The organism is Pseudomonas serbica (assembly GCF_028823535.1).
GTDB lineage: Bacteria > Pseudomonadota > Gammaproteobacteria > Pseudomonadales > Pseudomonadaceae > Aquipseudomonas > Aquipseudomonas serbica.
Genome location: NZ_JAQIYM010000002.1, coordinates 248,994 through 266,572, shown reverse-complemented (window position 1 = coordinate 266,572; position 17,579 = coordinate 248,994). Strand labels below are relative to the sequence as shown.

The window sequence follows — 17,579 nt, the reverse complement described above, 5'->3', positions numbered from 1 at the left end:
TCCTATCGCTGGCTGGCCAGGTGGTTGGCGGCGACATAAGCGAAGGTCATCGCCGGCCCCAGGGTGCCACCGGCGCCCGGATAGCTGGTGCCCATCACCGACGCCGAGCAGTTGCCGATGGCGTACAGGCCGGCGATGGTCGAGCCGTCATCGCGCACCACCTGGGCATGTTCGTTGGTCAACAGGCCGCCCTTGGTGCCGATGTCCCCGGCGTCCAGGCGCATGGCGTAATACGGGCCTTTGCGCAGCGGCGCCAGGCATGGATTGGGCTTGATGTTGCAGTCGCCGTAATAGCGGTCGAAGACGTTGCCGCCACGGGCGAAGTCGAGGTCCACGCCGCTCTCGGCATAGCCGTTGACCTTGTTGACGGTGGCCTCCAGGCCAGCGCTGTCGACGCCGATCTGCCGGGCCAGGCCGACCAGGGTGTCAGCCTTCCAGTACAGGTTGTTGAGCCACTCTTTGCGCAGGCGGCTGTCGGGCATGATCTGGCCCGGCATCAACGGACCCATGGCGTAGTTGAAGCGGAAATGCGCGTCGAAGATCACCCAGGCCGGCACCGACTTGCCGCCGGTTTTCTGGTTGTCCTGGTGCATGGCGTCGACGAATTCGAGGTACGGCGCCGCTTCGTTGACAAAGCGTTGGCCCAGACCGTTGACCACGATGGCGCCGGGGAACGCACGTTCGGCGAAGATCCCCCGGGGTTTGTCTTCTCCCGGCACGGCAATGGTCGGTGCCCACCAGGCCCAATCCATCAACGCGGTGGCCGCGCCCTGGGCGATGCCGGCTTCCAGGGCCGCGCCTGTGTTATTGCCCGGCGGCGTCGCGCTCCAGGCCCTGCGGGTCGGCTTGGGCAGGTACTGGTCACGCAGGACCTGGTTTTGCTCAAAGCCACCGGAGGCCAGGATCACCCCCAGGCGCGCCTGCAGTTGCAACTCGGCGTCGTCACGCCGCACGGTGACGCCGCTGACCCGACCGTTATCGGTGACCAGGCCGCAGAAATCGGTGTTAAGCCACAGCGGTACGTCGCGGTCCATCAGCGAGCGGCGCAACGAAGCCACCAGCGAACTGCCCAGGGATGCCCGGCGATCCATCTTGCTCTTGCGCCGCCATTTGAAGTCCAGCTTGTAGCGCAGCATCAGTTTCATGATCAAAAGGCGCCAGCCAAAACTGCGGGCCATGGCCTTGTGCGCATCGCGTGCGGTCCAGGCGATGCACCCCATCAGCAGGGTTGAAGGCGACGGCTTGCGCAGGTTCGCCAGTTCCTCACCCAACAGGCTGGTGTCGAACAGCTCCGGGTCGAGGGTCCGCCCACCGGGCAGCGCCCCCGGCAGGTGCGGATAATAATCAGGGTATTTCGCCGCCACCGCGTAGCGCACCCGGCTGATTCGGGTGAGCTGTTCGATCATCTTCGGCGCGTTGTCCAGGTAGGCTCGCAAGCGCGTTTCATCGACATGCTCGCCTGCCGCGGCCTTGAGATAGGTCAGCGCCGTGGCGTAGCTGTCGTTGCCACGCTGGCGAGCGAAGTAGTGATTGTTGGGGATCCAGATACCGCCCCCGGAGATCGCCGAGGTGCCGCCGTATTGGTCGCTTTTCTCCACCACCAGCACGCGCATACTCTGGTCGGCGAGGAACACCGCCGAAGTCATCGCACCTGCGCCCGAACCGACGACGATCACGTCGTAGTGGGTCTGAGACTGAACTTGAGCCGTCATTGTTGTTATGCCATTAGCTGAGGTCAGGAAGAAACCGCCGACCACGCAGGGTGCGCTGGCGGAGTGCAGCCCATGATCGGGGCTGCGGGGGGACGGGCTCATCGTCAAAGTGGACTAGGGGGTGGGTGGTCGTGCACACCCTGTCAATCATGCGCTCCGCTGTGGAAGCGGGCTTGCCCGCGAAAGCCAACATCTCCCACGCCTGACCTCCCAGTAAACCTGTAGGAGCTGGCTTGCCAGCGATGAGGCCGACACAGCCAACATCTCCATCGCCTGACCCACCGCCTTCGCCGGCAAGCCGGCTCCTACAGAGGATTAGGCCAGACGCAAATTCCGCCAGCGCCCAGTAAACCTGTAGGAGCTGGCTTGCCAGCGATAAGGCCGGCACAGCCAACATTTCCATCGCCTGACCCACCGCCTTCGCCGGCAAGCCGGCTCCTACAGAGGATTAGGCCAGACGCAAATTCCGCCAGTGCCCAGTAAACCTGTAGGAGCTGGCTTGCCAGCGATAATGCCGGCACCGCCAACATCTCCATCGCCTGACCCACCGCCTTCGCCGGCAAGCCGGCTCCTACAGAGGATTAGGCCCGGCGCAAATTCCGCTAGCGCCCAGTAAACCTGTAGGAGCTGGCTTGCCAGCGAAGAGGCCGGCACAGCCAACATCTCCATCGCCTGACCCACCGCCTTCGCCGGCAAGCCGGCTCCTACAGAGGATTAGGCCCGGCGCAAATTCCGGCAACCTGTAGGAGCTGGCTTGCCAGCGATGAGGCCGGCACAACCAACATCTCCATCGCCTGACACACCGCCTTCGCCGGCAAGCCGGCTCCTACGAGGATTAGGCCAGGCGCAAATTCCGGCAGCGCCCCGGAAACCTGTAGGCGCTGGCTTGCCAGCGATGAGGCCGGCACAGCCAACATTTCCATCGCCTGACCCACCGCCTTCGCCGGCAAGCCGGCTCCTACAGAGGATTAGGCCAGACGCAAATTCCGCCAGCGCCCAGTAAACCTGTAGGCGCTGGCTTGCCAGCGATGAGGCCGGCACAACCAAGATCTCCATCGCCTGACCCACCGCCTTCGCCGGCAAGCCGGCTCCTACAGAGGATTAGGCCAGACGCAAATTCCGCTAGCGCCCAGTAAACCTGTAGGAGCTGGCTTGCCAGCGAAGAGGCCGGCACAGCCAGCATCTCCATCGCCTGACACACCGCCTTCGCCGGCAAGCCGGCTCCTACAGAGGATTAGGCCCGGCGCAAATTCCGCTAGCGCCCAGTAAACCTGTAGGCGCTGGCTTGCCAGCGATGAGGTCGGCACAGCCAACATCTCCATCGCCTGACCCACAGCCTTCGCCGGCAAGCCGGCTCCTACAGAGGATTAGGCCAGACGCAAATTCCGCCAGCGCCCAGTAAACCTGTAGGAGCTGGCTTGCCTGCGAAGAGGCCGACACAGCCAACATCTCCATCGCCTGACCCACTGCCATCGCCGGCAAGCCGGCTCCTACAGAGGATTAGGCCAGGCGCAAATTCCGGCAGCGCCCCGTAAACCTGTAGGCGCTGGCTTGCCAGCGATGAGGCCGGCACAGCCAACATTTCCATCGCCTGACCCACCGCCTTCGCCGGCAAGCCGGCTCCTACGAGGATTAGGCCAGACGCAAATCCCGGCAGCGCCCAGTAAACTTGTAGGCGCTGGCTTGCCAGCGATGAGGTCGGCACAGCCAACATCTCCATCGCCTGACCCTCCGCCTTCGCCGGCAAGCCGGCTCCTACAGTGGATTAGGCCAGGCGCAAATCCCGGCAGCGCCCCGTAAACCTGTAGGAGCTGGCTTGCCAGCGAAGAGGTCGGCACAGCCAACATTTACATCGCCTGACCCACCGCCTTCGCCGGCAAGCCGGCTCCTACAGTGGATTAGGCCCGGCGCAAATTCCGCCAGCGACCAGTAAACCTGTAGGAGCTGGCTTGCCAGCGATGAGTCCGGCACAGCCAACATCTCCATCGCCTGACACACCGCCTTCGCCGGCAAGCCGGCTCCTACAGAGGATTAGGCCAGACGCAAATTCCGCCAGCGACCAGTAAACCTGTAGGCGCTGGCTTGCCAGCGATAAGGCCGACACAGCCAGCATCTCCCTCGCCTGACACACCGCCAAGTTCGGGGGTGGGTTAAAGCGTGGCGCGTCTGGCGGCCCACGGGTGAGCCTGCTCAAGCTGGCTGGCCAGGCGCAGCAGGACGTCTTCGCCGCCCAGGCGCGCGGTGAACATCATGCCCATCGGCAGGCCGTCGTCGCTCTGGCCCAGGGGTAGCGAGATGGCCGGCTGGCCGCTGACGTTGGCTATCACGGTGAAACCGGCGCTGCCCATGGCCTGGTGGGCGTAGCTGTCCCAGGGCTGGTCAAGCGACAACAGACCCAGCTTCGGGGTCAGGCTGCTCGTGACCGGGGACAGGATCACGTCGTAACGTTCGAAGTGCTGCTCCATCGTCGCGCCAATACTCTCGAACGCTTGACGCGCGCGGTAGAGGTCTTCGCCGCTGGTCGCTTTCGAGCGTTCGAGATTGACCAAGGTGATCTTCTCCAGATCCTCAACCGTGGCAGCCCGCCCCAGCACCTGCTCGCGGTCACGGATCTGCACACGCAACGCCATGCCGAGCGCAGTGCCATGGGCACCGAACAACTGGCGCGGATCGATGCCCAGCGTCAATTCGTCGAGTTGATGCCCAAGGCCCAACAGTTGCTGGATGGTCTGTTCCAGCGTGGCGGCAATCGCCGGGTCCAACGGGGCGCCGGTCAGCGATTGGCGTACCACGGCCACGCGCAATTTGCCCGGATCACGTTGCAACTCTTCCACATAAGGCCGAATCAACGGTGGGCACCAATAGGCACTGCCCGCCTCATGACCCTGGCCAGCATCGAGGAACAGCGCGGTATCGCGCACCGTGCGCGACACCACATTGGCTGCGCTGGCGCCAAACGAACCTTCGAAATGCAGCGGCCCACTGGGGGTGCGATAGCGCGTCGGCTTGAGCCCGACCACGCCGCAGTACGAAGAGGGAATGCGGATCGAACCGCCGCCATCCGTGGCATGGGCCACCGGAACGATCCCCGCCGCCACCGCAGCGGCCGAGCCACCGGAAGAACCGCCTGCGCTCATGGCCAGGTTCCACGGATTACGAGTCTGGCCCCAGGCCAGGGATTCGGTGGTGGTGGTCAGGCCGAACTCGGGAGATGAGGTCTTGCCGAACGGCACCGCACCGGCCTGCTCGTAGCGGGCGATCAGGGTACTGGTGCGGGCAGCGGGCGGTGAATCCTTGAACATCCGGCTACCGTTACTGGTGATCGTACCTTGTAGCGTGGTGTTCAGGTCCTTGAACAGCAGCGGCACACCGGCCAGGGTGCCCTGGTTGTAGGTGCCGGCGGCGCGGCGCTGGGTGAGCAAGGTCCGCGCGTAGGTTTCATGCAGCATGTTCACCGCATTGACCCTGGGGTTGACCTCGTTGTAGCGGGCCAGCGCCGCCGCCAACAGGTCCTCGGCACTCAGTTCGCCGCTGCGGATCGCCTGGCTCATGGCCCAGGCGTCCATGGCCTGATAGTCGCTGGCCGACAGTCCCACCGCGCGAGCGTCGGCAAAACGCCCCAGAAGCCCGACGCCGACCGCCACGGCACCGGCCTTGAGCACGCTGCGGCGCGGCCAGCCGGTGGTGGAGTTGAGTGGTGCGTTTTCGTGGTTATCCATGGTAGTGATCGCGCCCTGTTTGTGGGTTTTTAAAGTGTTCAGGTCTTACGCCCTGTGGGAGCGAGCCTGCTCGCGAAAGCGATGGATCAGTCAACATTGATGTTGATTGTGGTGACCTCATCGCGAGCAGGCTCGCTCCCACAGTGAATGCGGTGTCTTTTCAAGCAACATTGAAACGTGCCGACAACTGATCCAGAGCCCGCGCCAGTTGCTCCAGGTCCGCGGCGGCCACCGCGCTGCGCCCGGCATTGGCCGACAGCGCACCGGTACCGCTGGAAACGCTCTCGACCCTGATGACCATTTCCCGTGTAACCCGCACCTGTTCGGTGATCACCGTAGCGATGGTGTCCACACTGCGGATCACATCATCGGTGCCGCTGCGAATCTGCGCCATCGAATCGCCGGCCTCATGGGCCAGGTTGACGCCGTCACGCACCCGGCTGACCACCCGCCCCATGCCGTCGACCACCGCCAGCGTGCCTTCCTGGATGCGCTGCACGGTGAGGTCGATTTCGCCAATCGAGCTGGCGGTGCGCTGGGCCAACAGGCGAACCTCGTCGGCGACCACGGCGAACCCACGTCCCGCCTCCCCTGCCCGCGCGGCCTCGATGGCGGCGTTCAGCGCCAGCAGGTTGGTCTGCTCGGCAATGCTGCGGATCACCTTGAGCACATGACTGATCTCTCCGGAGAATCCTTCAAGCTGGCGGATATGCACGGCAGTGTCGCTGATCACATCGCTGATGCGGTTCATCTCCTGGGCCATGTCGCGAATAAATTCCTCGCTCTTGCCCGAGCGCCGCGCCGAATGCTGGGTGATGTCGCGGGACACGCCGACATGATTTTCCACTTCGCTGATCGACCCCGACAGGTCCTCCACCGCCCGGGAAATCCCGCGCACCGCGTCCGCCTGCTGTTGGGTGGCCGTGGAAGCCGACTCCGCCGATTCGGCCATGTGCGCCGCTTCGCGGCTGACCCGCTGCACCAGACCGCGCATTTGCGAAATGAGCCCGTGCAAACCGTCACGCATCAACGCAATGTCACGCAGCATCAGCGCGAATTCGTCGCCGCCCTTGATCTCGATTGGCTGCGCCAGATCGCCACTGGCGATGGCCCGCACGCAGGCACCGGCCTGGGCGAAGGCACGCTTGAGCCGGCGCAGAGTGGAAAACGCAGTCAGGCTGCCCACCAGCCCGCCCACCACCGCCAGCGCCAGGTAAGCCAGCAACGTCGAGCGATAGCGATACTGCGCCGACTCGTAGGCCTGCGCTGCGCGAACCTTCTGCAGTGCCTGCAGCTTGCTCAGCTCGGCCACGGCGGCATCGCCCTGAGGCTCAGCCATGCGCAGAAAGGACAAGATGCCCGGCAGGCGAAAATCGCCGACGCGAAAGGACTCCAGAAGAATACCCAGCTCGTCCTGCCACGCCTGGTAATGCCGCTCGAACGCATCAGCCGCCTGCTGCTCTTCCCCCCTCAATGAGCGTTGACGATAGCTCGCCCAGATCTGCGCCAGTGCCACATTGTTACTTTCGATGGCACTCAGGGTGGCTTCCACCGGACGGTCGAACGCCGCCACCAGCGGGCCTTCCGGGTCTTGCTGGATCGCCAGCAAAACCTGGCGACGACTTTCACCGAGGCGATGTTCGATGTCACCAAACATCAGCAAAGTCGCCAAGTTGTCCTCGTTGATGGCCCGCAGGCTGTCGCGCGCCTGCTGCAGACCATAAGCGCCCAACAGCACCGCCAGGGCAAACAACAAAGTGGCCAACAGCGCCCAGAGCCAGAGGCGCTGGGCAATAGTAATTGCCTTGAACATGATCAATGGCCTGTCTCATGCAGCGGATGGGGCGCGAGGCACCCCACGCTGGATTTAGTCGCGAGTGACCCCGGCCAGCATCGCCGCCAGATAGTGCTCGCCATAAGGTGGCAACAGGCCCCATTCACGGCGCGGGTCGTGGGCCGAGGCCTTGAACACCGTGCGCAGGTGACTGAATTCGAGAAAGCCTTCGCGGCCATGGTAATGGCCCATGCCCGAGGCCCCGATACCACCGAACGGCGCATCGTGCAGGGCGGCATGCATCATCACATCGTTGAGGGTGACCCCGCCGGACAGCGTGTGCTCCAGTACATGACGCTGCTCCTGCGCATCCTCGCCGAAGTAGTAAAGCGCCAGCGGACGTGGCCTCGCGTTGATCTGCGCGATGACCTGATCAAGGGCGTCATAGCCCAGCACGACCATGGCCGGACCGAAGATTTCCTCGTGCATGATCAGGCTGTCCGGCGCCGGATCGACCACCACCCGCAACGGACGACGACGGTCTTGGGCATCCACGGCCAGGGGTTCGGGCAGGCACTCGATGCGCGCACCGCGTAATTGCGCGTCCTCGACCAGACCCTCGACCCGCTCAAGATGGCGCTGGTTGACCACTGCCACCACATCCGGGTTGCCGGCCACCGTCGGGTTGAGGTCACGATAGGCACTGCGCAGCGCATCGAGGAAGGATTCGAGACGGGCCTTGGGCACATACACAAGGTCCGGGGTGATACAAATCTGCCCGCCATTGCCGGCCTTGCCTACGGCGATGCTGAAGGCGGCCTTGTTCAGGTCAGCGCTGGACGAGACGATCACTGGCGATTTGCCGCCCAGCTCCAGGGTCACCGGCACCAGGTTCTTCGCGGCATTGCCCATCACCCGCCGGCCAATCGCCGTGCTGCCGGTGAATACCAGGTGATCAAAAGGCTGGCTGCTGAACGCCTCGCCCAGCTCCGGGCCGCCATTGACCACCGCCACCACCAGCGGGTCGAGGTGTTCGGCGCACAGGCGCGCTACACATTCAGCGGTGCGCGGCACCACTTCCGACGGTTTGAGGATGGCCCGGTTGCCCGCCGCGAGCGCAGAGGCCAGGGGGCTGAACAACGTGTACAGCGGCGCGTTCCAGGTGCCCAGGATGCCTACCGTACCTTTGGGCTGGTGCATGACCCAGGCCCTGGCGCCAAGCTGGTCATAGGGGGCAAACATCTCGCGCGGTTCGTCCTGCATCCACCCTTGCAGATGGTCGCGGGCATATTTGAGCGAAGCCAGGGCGCCGAGCACGTCATTCATCAGGGAAAAGCCGGCAGGCCGTCCGCCAAAGTCCTGGTCGATCGCCGTGGTCAATGCTTCATGGTTGTCGACCAACAGGTCGATCACTTGCTGCAGGCGCTGGCGACGGGTGTCGGCGCTGACTCCGCCGGCGCCGGCAAAGGCTTCTTTCTGGCGTGCCAGCAGGCTGGAAAGGTCGCGGACCGAAGACGTGGCTGAACTCATTGTTATCCCCTTTGCAGGTTGGCTCGATGGCCGGTGAGCGCCCGATGCGCCTGGCGCCACCCTAGCCTCGCGCACGCCTGTGCCGCCTCGTCCAATCGGACGAGGCCGTGCATTAGCGTTAGTCCGTTGAGACGATGTTCAAGGCCTGCAAACGCCCAATACTGGCCATACGAAAACCTCCACCCCATGAGGCCAGTCATGGCAACGCAAAATATCAGCTTCGATCCCCAGGCATTCCGCGCCGCACTCGGCACGTTCACCACCGGGGTGACGATCATCACCACCCAGACCGAAGACGGCTCGCCCGTGGGCATCACCGCCAACAGCTTCAACTCGGTGTCGCTCAACCCGCCGCTGGTGCTCTGGAGCCTGTCCAAGCAAGCGCGCAGCCTGCCGGTGTTCAGCAGTGGCAAGCACTGGAACGTGCACGTACTGTCCACGGAGCAGGAGACCCTGTCAGGGCGTTTCGCCACCCAGGGCGAGGACAAGTTCGCCGAGATCGAACTGGACAATGGCATCAGCGAGGCACCGCTGCTGCAGGATTGCACGGCGCGCTTCCAGTGCCGCACCGCGTTCCAGTACGAAGGCGGCGACCATGTGATTTTCGTCGGCGAAGTCCTCGCCTTCGATCACAGCGACCGCGCACCGCTGGCGTTCCAGAGCGGCCAATATGCCCTCGCCACGCGCAAACCCCGTAGCGAGCTGCGCCTGGCCACCACGCCGCCGCCACCCGAGTGCAGCTACACCGAGGACTTGCTCGGCTACCTGCTGGGGCGTGGCCATTACCAGGCACTCAATGCCCTGCGCCAACTGCTGAACAGCCAGCAGCTGGACGAACAGACGTTCTTCGTGTTGTCGATCCTGTGTATTCGGGACAACATGACACTCGAGGAAATCAACACCTTCGTCACCTACACCGGCCGCGAAGTGACGCTGGCCAGCATGCGTTTTCTCGAACGCCAGCGCCTGGTGGCCTTCGAGGGTCCGGCACAAGCACCACGATTTGTCCTCACGGCTCAAGGTCGCGAAGTTTCATTGCATCAACTGGCGCTGGCCAAGGCCGTGGAAGAAGACCTGTCGGCCAAGCTCGGCGCTGCCGATGCACAAGCCTTGAAGGTGTTGCTCAAGCGTCTGATTCACGTGAGCGACCCGGGCTTGCCCGACCTGTGGGCTCCGCGATGACCGCTCGCGCGGGTGCGTTGCCGGCGGCCACGGTCGGCTGGGGCAGCCATGGCCTGCTATTGCTGCTGGCCATGGTGTTTGCCGATAACTTCGTCGGGCGCCAGATACTCGCGGTCATGGTCGAACCGATCAAGGCCGAATTCGGTGTCAGCGACACGGCCATCGGCTTGATCTCGGGCCTGGCGTTCGCGGCCGTCTATGCCCTCATGGGCCTGCCCGCCGGGCGACTGGTGGATCGCATGCCGCGTATCCGCCTGCTGGCGATGTCCTGCCTGCTCTGGGCCGTGGCCACCATGGCGTGCGGGCTGGCGGGCAGTTTCCTGGCGCTGGCCATTGCACGAATGCTGGTGGCCATCAGCGAATCACCGACCACTTCGGCCTCGCTGTCGCTGATCGCTGACCTGTATCCACCCCAACGACGCTCATTCGCCATCAGTTGTTTTACCGCGGCGCCGACCTTTTCCTCAATCATCGGCTTGAGTATCGGCGCCTGGGTGGTCGAGCAGTATGGCTGGCGCAGTGCGTTCATCGCGCTGGGTTTGCCGGCCCTGGTGTTTTGCACCCTGCTGGCCTTTTTCGTGCGCGAGCCGCAACGCGGACGCTGGGACCTCACGCCCCACTCCCACACACCGCCTGCGCTGCTTGGCATGGGCGCCGAAGCCCGCAAGCTCTGGGCGCTGCCGGCCTACCGGTGCCTGATCCTCGCGGGCGGCCTGACCACGCTCAGCTCCTATGCCATTGCCATGTGGAACACCAGTTTCCTGGTGCGCTCCCACGGCTTGTCACTGCAACACGCCGGCTTGCTGGCGGGGGTGATCTGCGGGACCTCGGCCGGGATCGGTGGCCTGTTCAGTGGCTGGTTGAGTGATCGCCTGTGCCGCCGCAATCCGCATTGGCAGGTGTCCATTCCCATCGTCGGACACCTGGCGGCGACTTGCGCGCTGGTCCCCTACCTGCTGTGGTCCGACGCCCTGCTGATGCGACTGGGCGATGTGCCGATCCCGAGCGCCATGCTCTGGTGTGCGCTCTATTCCTTCTTCGCCGTATGGTGGGTCGCGCCCTCCTACAACCTCGTCACGCAACTGGTGCCTGCGGGAAGACGCGGTACCGCCATGGCGCTGCAAACTATCGTCAGCACGCTGCTCGGGATTGGCGTCGGCCCATTGTTGACCGGCTTGTGCAGTGACATGTTGCTACCGCTGTTTGGCCAGGAGTCATTGCGCTATGCATTGCTGCTGGTGAATCTGCCGGTGATTTGCGCGGTGCTGCTGCTGATGCGCACGGCGCACCATGCGCGCAGGACAGATTATCGCCACGCGGGATAGATCTATTTTTCCAGTCGACGGGACCTCCCATGCCAAGCAACAGCGCATCAGCCAATCCAGTACACAGCGCCCGCGATCGCCTGCTCGACGCGGCGCTCGAACTCTTCGCCACGCATGGCTACCAGGCCATCGGCTTGCGAGACCTGGCGAGCTACCTGGGACTGCATGCCGGATCGCTCTATCACCACATCGAAAACAAGCAGGCCCTGCTGTTCGAGCTCATCGAGTCGGCCTTGTCGGACCTGCTGCTGGACACGCAGCGACGATTGAAAGGCGCACGCAACCCACGCGGACGTCTTCGCCTGTTCATCCAGGCCTTCGTCGCTTTCAACGCCGATGAAAAATACAAACTGACCCTGGTCACCCGTGAATTCACCAATCTGAACGAAGAACAGAAGCAGCAGGTTGTCCAGCTGAAAAATCGCTACGCCGCGCTTTTGAACGCCATCATTACTGACCGCTACGGCGAGAAAGGCGCCCTCAGTGGCGACATGTGCCCGACCACCAGTGCGGTCATTGCCATGCTGTTTGGCCAGTCACAGTGGTACAGCCTCCAGACCAGCGCATCACAGCTGACAGAAACACTGACAGACATCGTGACATGCATTATCGCCAACCACCTGCAGGCCAAGGCACCTGCGACGCGGCCAATTACGCAGCGCGCTGTCAATTTTCCCCACCCACCGCCTGATTCGCTTTATCCTTGACGCAAACCGATGACAAGCCTGTAGAGGGCTACTGACTGTTCCCCCATGCGCAAACTTTTGTACCTGACGTTCTCCATGGCGCTGATCGCCGCCCTTACGACCTACGCAATGTGGGCCGCGGATCGCCCGACGGGGCTTTACCTTTCCGATCTGCGGATTGATGTCGCCGTCGACCAGGGCACGCCCGCGGACCGCGGCAATTTGCTGGGTATCCAGCCCGAGCTGTTCCCCACCGACTACCAAAGCCCCGGGCGCTTGCACCGCAAGCTCGCCGCCTACCTGCAGAAAGCCCGGGACCAAGGGCTGCTGAATGAAAAAACCATCGTCGTCTTGCCGGAGCATGTGGGCACCTGGTTGATGGTCAGCGGCGAAAAGGACGAGTTGTACCAGGCCACCACTTTCAAGGAAGCCATGAACTGGCTGGCCGTGAGCAACCCCCTGAAGTTCGTCCGCGCGCTGATTGGCGCCGAGGGCGAGAGCCGTGTCGACGACGCGCACCTGCGCATGAAAGCCAAGGCCATGGCCAAGGATTACCAGGCGTTGTTCGGGGGGCTGGCCAAGGAATTCCATGTCACCCTGGTGGCGGGCACCATCGTGCTGCCTGAACCCAGCGTCATCGACGGCACGCTGAAAATCGGCCGTGGCCCGCTGTTCAACAGCAGCGTGGTGTTCGGCCGCGATGGCCTGCCCATCGGCCAGCCCCAGCGCCAGATGTATCCAGTGTTTGAACAGCAGGAGGCGATCAAGGCCAACGGCGAGCACACCCTCAACGTCGTCGACACCCCGGCCGGGCGCCTGGGCGTGCTGATCGGCAGTGACAGTTGGTACCCGGACAACTACCGCAAACTCGATACCCAACAGGTCCAGCTGGTCGCCGTTCCGGCGTTTGTTGCCGGCCGCGGTACCTGGGACCAGCCGTGGCGTGGTTACAAGGACTCGTCGATACCCCGCTCCGCCAGCCTCAAGGCCGGGGAAGTCAGCGAAGGCCAGGCTTGGCAGCGGCTGAACCTGAGCACCCAAGTTCCCGCCAGCCGGGCCATCGCCGGCATGAGCGTATTCCTGCGCGGACAGTTCTGGGATCAGGGCAGCGCCGGGCAGAGCTTTCTCAGCAGCAACGGTCAGCATTTCGTCGATGGCAAGGCCCGCGGTGCGCGCCTGCTGAACCTTTGGCTGTAGGCCATGAAACCCACGCCCATGCGCCTGGGAGATCTGTCGGTGGGCTTCGTTCACAGCCTGGCCGACGCCGTGCGTAGCCACGGCTCAGACCCGTTGCCACTGCTCGAGCAATACGGCCTTGACGCCGCCCGACTGGGTGAAGCCGGTGCTCGTCTCTCCATCCCGCGCTACATGCGCCTGGGCCACGCAGCCATCCAGTTGACCGGCAACCCGGCGCTCGGGCTACAGATGGGCCAGCTCAGCCGCCTGAGTCAGGCCGGCCTGGCCGGCGTCACTGCCGCCCAGGCACCGACGGTGCGGGAGGCAGCGCGCTGCCTGATTCGATTCGAAGCCTTGTATGGCTCCAACTATCGCGGTCAATCGAGTTTCCACGAGGATGCTCAGGGTGCCTGGCTGCGCTTCTACTCCATCAGCCCCTACAACGGTTACAACCGTTTCGTGGTGGATTCGATCATCGGCGGCTGGTTGCACCAATTGTCCAGTCTCAGCCCCGCCCCGTTGCGCGCCGAACGCATCGACATCGAGTTCGAAGATCCCGGTTACCGCGCAGCCTACGCCGTGCTCGGCGACTGCCCGATACAATTTGGCGCCGAACACAATCAATTGCGCCTGAGCCTGACCAGCCTTGCCCAGCGCAACCCAGAGCATTGCCCCAGCACCTGGCGCCACTTGTTGAAGTTGTGTGAGCGGGAGCTGGAGCAACTGACACGCACCCGCAGCCTGGGTGAACGCATCACCCGGTTGCTGGGGCCGTTGCTCAGTGGTGGCCGGGAACCCGACCTGGAAGAAGTGGCGGCACGCCTGAAGCTGCCCGTGTGGACCTTGCGCCGCAAGCTCGCCGAGGAAGGCACGCAATTTCGCGCGATCCTCAACGACACCCGTCGCGATCTGGCCATGACCTACATTCGCGATACGGAACTGGTGTTTGGAGAAATCGCCTATCTGTTGGGCTTTGCCTCAGCCGAAGCCTTTCAACGGGCCTTCAAGCGCTGGACCGGGCAGACACCCGGCGAGTTTCGCCGGAGTCGCAGAGAGGCAGCCATAAGCAGCAAATTTTAAGCTGCAAGCTAAAGCTCGGTCGCGTCTTCGGCCGGTTCCAGTGGGTCCAGTTCAAACGCCTGATACTCGAGCAGTTCTTCTTGATAATCGTCCATTTTCGAATCCCCCACAGCTCATTGAAAAAACGTCTGAATAAATGACCAGCGCCTTGAGCCTAAAGTGCCCGCGTGAAAGAAAAATGACGCGGACACGACAGTTCGTCGCCTACAGATAAAACGTAGCAGGCAGAAAGGAATTTATCACAGGATTTTTTTGCTGCAGACCGCAGGACGGCGGTCTGGTTGACGCGGATCAAGTTTTTCCGCGGTGACGGGGCCGGTGCGATATCGCCTGGCCCCGTGGCGCCATCACTGGCCTGAGATGGGCATCGCCGGGATCGGTTCCGAAGGTGGCGCCATGTCGCTCGGGTTGGCCGGGGGCGTGATCGTTTCTGCGGAAGGCGCTGGCTCAGTGCTTGGGGTCGAGCTAATCGGTGCGGCCTCAGGCGGCGGAGCCACTGGCTCGGAAGCGGCTGGAGCAACCTCGGCCGCCTTGGCTGCCTCTGGTGCAGGGGCAGGCTCTGCCGACGATTCCGGGGTCAACGGTGCCGGCGCCGCCTTGGGCTCGGGCACCCCCAGGTCGGTTTTCGGCTTGTCGGGGATGTGCGCCGCGGCTTTCACTTCCTTGGGCAGGAATAGTTCGACCAGGGCGAAGAAACGCTCGTAGAACTTGGCCGATGTAACGGTTTCGCTCGCGACCTTGACCATCGAGTCGTCCGAGGAGCCGATCGGCATCGATACCGAGCCCAGCACGCCAACACCGAGACTGGCCGAGTTGTTGGTTTTCTTCAGCGCGTACTTGTCCTGCAGGGCGTTGGCGAACACGGTGGCATGGTGCGCCGTAGTGCCGTCTTCGGTGCAGACCACGCTGAAACTGATTTCCATGTGGTTTTCGCCGGTCTGCTGGAAGCTCTTGTGCCCACTGACCAACTTCGGATCGCTGCTGGTGATGATATAGCCCTGGCTCAGCAAGGCTCGACGAGCCGCTTCACAGGAAGCCGAATCGGTCACCGGATAGTTGCGGGAAAACGTTCCGGAATCATCGAAGTTCTCATGCTCGTAGATGGCGGCTTTCTTCGACGAACAACCGGCAGCAGTGGCCAGCACCAAGGCCAGCCCGACAACCCGCATGGGAATAGATTTAAACATTGAACATCCTGAGAGAAACGGTTCGGGGCGTATTGTGCAACAGATCGATGCTTAGCGGCGTACCGATTGTGTCTTAAAACAGTTACAGGGGTGTTGACCCGATGGTCGGGAGAAAATTGCCGCCATTTCGCAATGAAGACGAAAAAAAACCCCGGCCTTGCGGCCGGGGTCTTCATTTCACGCAGAAAACACGGACAGGGTTCAGAATCGCTTGATCTCGGCCTGGCTTTCCAGCTGCTTGCGGTAAGCCGCGAAGTCTTGCTGGCCAACGCGCGAAGCGAGGAAGCGACGGTATTGAGCCTTCTCTTCTTCGGTCGGCGTTGCGGCCTCGTTCACGCCGTTCAGGCGCACGATCATCAGGCTGCCATCAGGCAAGGTGACGCTGCTGAAAGTCGGCTTGTCCTTGGCCGCAGGCTTGGGCATGCGGAACAGCGCCTGCAGCACAGTCGGGTCTATGCCTTCCTGAGCGCGGGTCGCGGCTTCGGTAACCTTCCAGCTCTGACCGTCGACCGGCTTGTCCAGAGGGGTCTTGCCATCGCGCAGGCCGGCAATCAGCTCATCAGCGCGGGTCTTGGCGGCAGCACTGGCGTGCTCCTTGGCCAATTGCAGGCGGATCGGGCCTTCGACCTTTTCCAGTGGCAGTTGCGCTGGCTTGAGGTGTTCTTTGGCACGCAATACGACCACAGTATCGGGGTCGAGCTCGATGGCGGTGCTGTTGGCACTCTCATCCAGCACTTCCGGACTGAACGCTGCGGTGATCACGGCACGGTTGGCCGCGATGCCTTCGCCCCCTTCACGGCCGAATGGCGCGGAAGTATGAACGGTCAGATTCAGGTCTTGCGCCGGCTGGACCAGATCGGACGCTTCGAACGCAGCGTCTTCCAGTTGCTTGGTCGCTTCGACGAAACGCTGCTCGACCTGCTGGGCCTTCAAATCGCGGGTCAGCTTGTCTTTCAGGCTGGCCAACGTCGGCACTTCAGGCGCTTCCACGCCCAACAGCTTGATCAGGTGGAAACCGAAGTCGGTGCGAATCGGCTCGGAAACCTGATCCTGGGCCAATGCATACAGGGCTTTCTCGAACGCCGGGTCATAGACGCCAGGACCTGCGTAGCCCAGGTCGCCGCCATTGTTCGCCGAACCCGGGTCCTGGGAGAACTCCTTGGCCATGGCTTCGAACTTCTCACCCTTGTCCAGGCGGGCCTGGATCTCTTCGATCTTGGCCTTGGCCTGTGCTTCGGTGGTCTTGTCGTTCACTTCGATCAGAATGTGCGCAGCCCGGCGTTGTTCGGCCAGGTTCGCGGTTTCTTTCTGATACGCCGCTTGCAGGTCCTCGTCCTTGACGCTGACCTGATCAAAGAAGGAAGCCTTCTTCAACTCCAGGTAATCGATGACCACCTGGTCCGGCGTCATGAATTCCTTGGCGTGCTCGTCGTAATAGGCCTTGACCTCTTCGTCGGTCACCTTCACGGATGACGGGTCGACCTTGATGTTCAGGGAAGCGAAATCGCGGGTCTGTTTTTCCAGACGGGCAAAAGCCAGGACCTGTGCATCGGTGACGAAACCGCTACCCGCCAAACCGGCGCGCAGTTGTCCGATCAGCATTTCCTGGGCCAGCATCTGGCGGAACTGCATGCGGCTGTAGCCGAGTTGACGAATCACCTGATCGAAGCGCTCAGGGCTGAACTTGCCATCCACCTGGAATTCGGGTGTTTGCAGGATGACCTGGTCCAGCGCCGCTTCGGAGAAAGCGAATTTGGAGTTTTCTGCGCCTTGCAGCAGCAGCTTGCGGTCGATCAGGCCTTTGAGGGCCGATTCGCGCAGCATTTTTTCGTCGAGCAAGGAGGCATCGAAATCCTTGCCCAGCTGTTGCATGAGTTGACGGCGTTGCATATCGACCGCCTGGCTCAGCTCGTTCTGGCTGATTTCTTCACCATTGACCTTCGCCGCTTCGTTCTTGCTCGTCGTGGCCTGGAAAATGGCGTCGAAACCGGTCAAGGCCATCAGTGCAACGATGACCCCGATAATGGTCTTGGCAATCCAGCCTTGTGAATTGTCCCTGATATTTTGCAGCATGCGTCCCCCATAAACGGTTGAACTTCAAATTAGGCAACCGTGGAGCGTGGGTAGAATCCGGATAGAAGAAAGGCGCATCCGAGGATGCGCCTTCTCGTAACTGGCGGAGCGGACCGATGACTCGACTGTGCGAGC

Annotated in this window: 11 protein-coding genes; 5 read left to right on the top strand and 6 right to left on the bottom strand. The window is 62.7% G+C overall.

Going from position 1 to position 17,579, the window contains the following annotated elements:
- Nucleotides 1-2: 2 nt before the first annotated feature.
- The 4 genes from NQL71_RS03965 to NQL71_RS03950 all read right to left on the bottom strand — a co-directional run bounded on the left by NQL71_RS03965 (nucleotide 3) and on the right by NQL71_RS03950 (nucleotide 8,795).
- Nucleotides 3-1,712: an FAD-binding protein gene (locus tag NQL71_RS03965; RefSeq protein WP_274642290.1), complete on the bottom strand. Its 1,710-nt coding sequence runs from the start codon at nucleotides 1,710-1,712 to the stop codon at nucleotides 3-5.
- A 2,150-nt stretch (nucleotides 1,713-3,862) separates the two neighbouring features.
- The gene (locus tag NQL71_RS03960; protein ID WP_274642289.1) at nucleotides 3,863-5,431 is read right to left on the bottom strand and encodes an amidase; all 1,569 of its coding nucleotides are present in this window, start codon (nucleotides 5,429-5,431) and stop codon (nucleotides 3,863-3,865) included.
- Nucleotides 5,432-5,591: 160 nt separating this feature from the next.
- Nucleotides 5,592-7,244: a methyl-accepting chemotaxis protein gene (locus NQL71_RS03955; RefSeq protein WP_046818012.1), complete on the bottom strand. Its 1,653-nt coding sequence runs from the start codon at nucleotides 7,242-7,244 to the stop codon at nucleotides 5,592-5,594.
- 54 nt (nucleotides 7,245-7,298) lie between these two features.
- Nucleotides 7,299-8,795: a coniferyl aldehyde dehydrogenase gene (locus NQL71_RS03950; RefSeq protein ID WP_274642344.1), complete on the bottom strand. Its 1,497-nt coding sequence runs from the start codon at nucleotides 8,793-8,795 to the stop codon at nucleotides 7,299-7,301.
- Nucleotides 8,796-8,933: 138 nt separating this feature from the next.
- Between NQL71_RS03950 and NQL71_RS03945 the strand changes: the two genes are divergently transcribed.
- From NQL71_RS03945 to NQL71_RS03925, 5 genes are read left to right on the top strand one after another with little or no spacing between them, the layout of a single operon-like run.
- Entirely contained in the window at nucleotides 8,934-9,917 is a 984-nt protein-coding gene (locus NQL71_RS03945) for a flavin reductase family protein (RefSeq protein WP_046818004.1), read from the top strand.
- Complete coding sequence (locus NQL71_RS03940) at nucleotides 9,914-11,242, top strand: spinster family MFS transporter (RefSeq protein ID WP_077185474.1); 1,329 nt, start codon at nucleotides 9,914-9,916, stop codon at nucleotides 11,240-11,242. The genes NQL71_RS03945 and NQL71_RS03940 overlap by 4 nt, the downstream gene beginning before the upstream one ends.
- A 29-nt stretch (nucleotides 11,243-11,271) precedes the next feature.
- On the top strand, nucleotides 11,272-11,949 hold the full coding sequence (locus NQL71_RS03935; protein WP_077185475.1) for a TetR/AcrR family transcriptional regulator: 678 nt from the start codon (nucleotides 11,272-11,274) through the stop codon (nucleotides 11,947-11,949).
- 45 nt (nucleotides 11,950-11,994) lie between these two features.
- Complete coding sequence (locus NQL71_RS03930) at nucleotides 11,995-13,125, top strand: carbon-nitrogen hydrolase family protein (protein ID WP_077185476.1); 1,131 nt, start codon at nucleotides 11,995-11,997, stop codon at nucleotides 13,123-13,125.
- Nucleotides 13,126-13,128: 3 nt separating this feature from the next.
- Nucleotides 13,129-14,184 carry an AraC family transcriptional regulator gene (locus tag NQL71_RS03925; RefSeq protein ID WP_046818000.1) on the top strand — a complete coding sequence of 352 codons (1,056 nt, stop codon included), beginning with the start codon at nucleotides 13,129-13,131 and terminating at the stop codon, nucleotides 14,182-14,184.
- Nucleotides 14,185-14,531: 347 nt separating this feature from the next.
- On the opposite strand, the gene NQL71_RS03920 is transcribed toward NQL71_RS03925, so the two are convergent.
- Both NQL71_RS03920 and NQL71_RS03915 read right to left on the bottom strand, forming a co-directional pair.
- On the bottom strand, nucleotides 14,532-15,371 hold the full coding sequence (locus tag NQL71_RS03920; RefSeq protein ID WP_046817999.1) for a DUF2242 domain-containing protein: 840 nt from the start codon (nucleotides 15,369-15,371) through the stop codon (nucleotides 14,532-14,534).
- Between the two features lie 201 nt (nucleotides 15,372-15,572).
- Entirely contained in the window at nucleotides 15,573-17,444 is a 1,872-nt protein-coding gene (locus NQL71_RS03915) for a SurA N-terminal domain-containing protein (RefSeq protein WP_274642288.1), read from the bottom strand.
- Nucleotides 17,445-17,579: the final 135 nt, after the last annotated feature.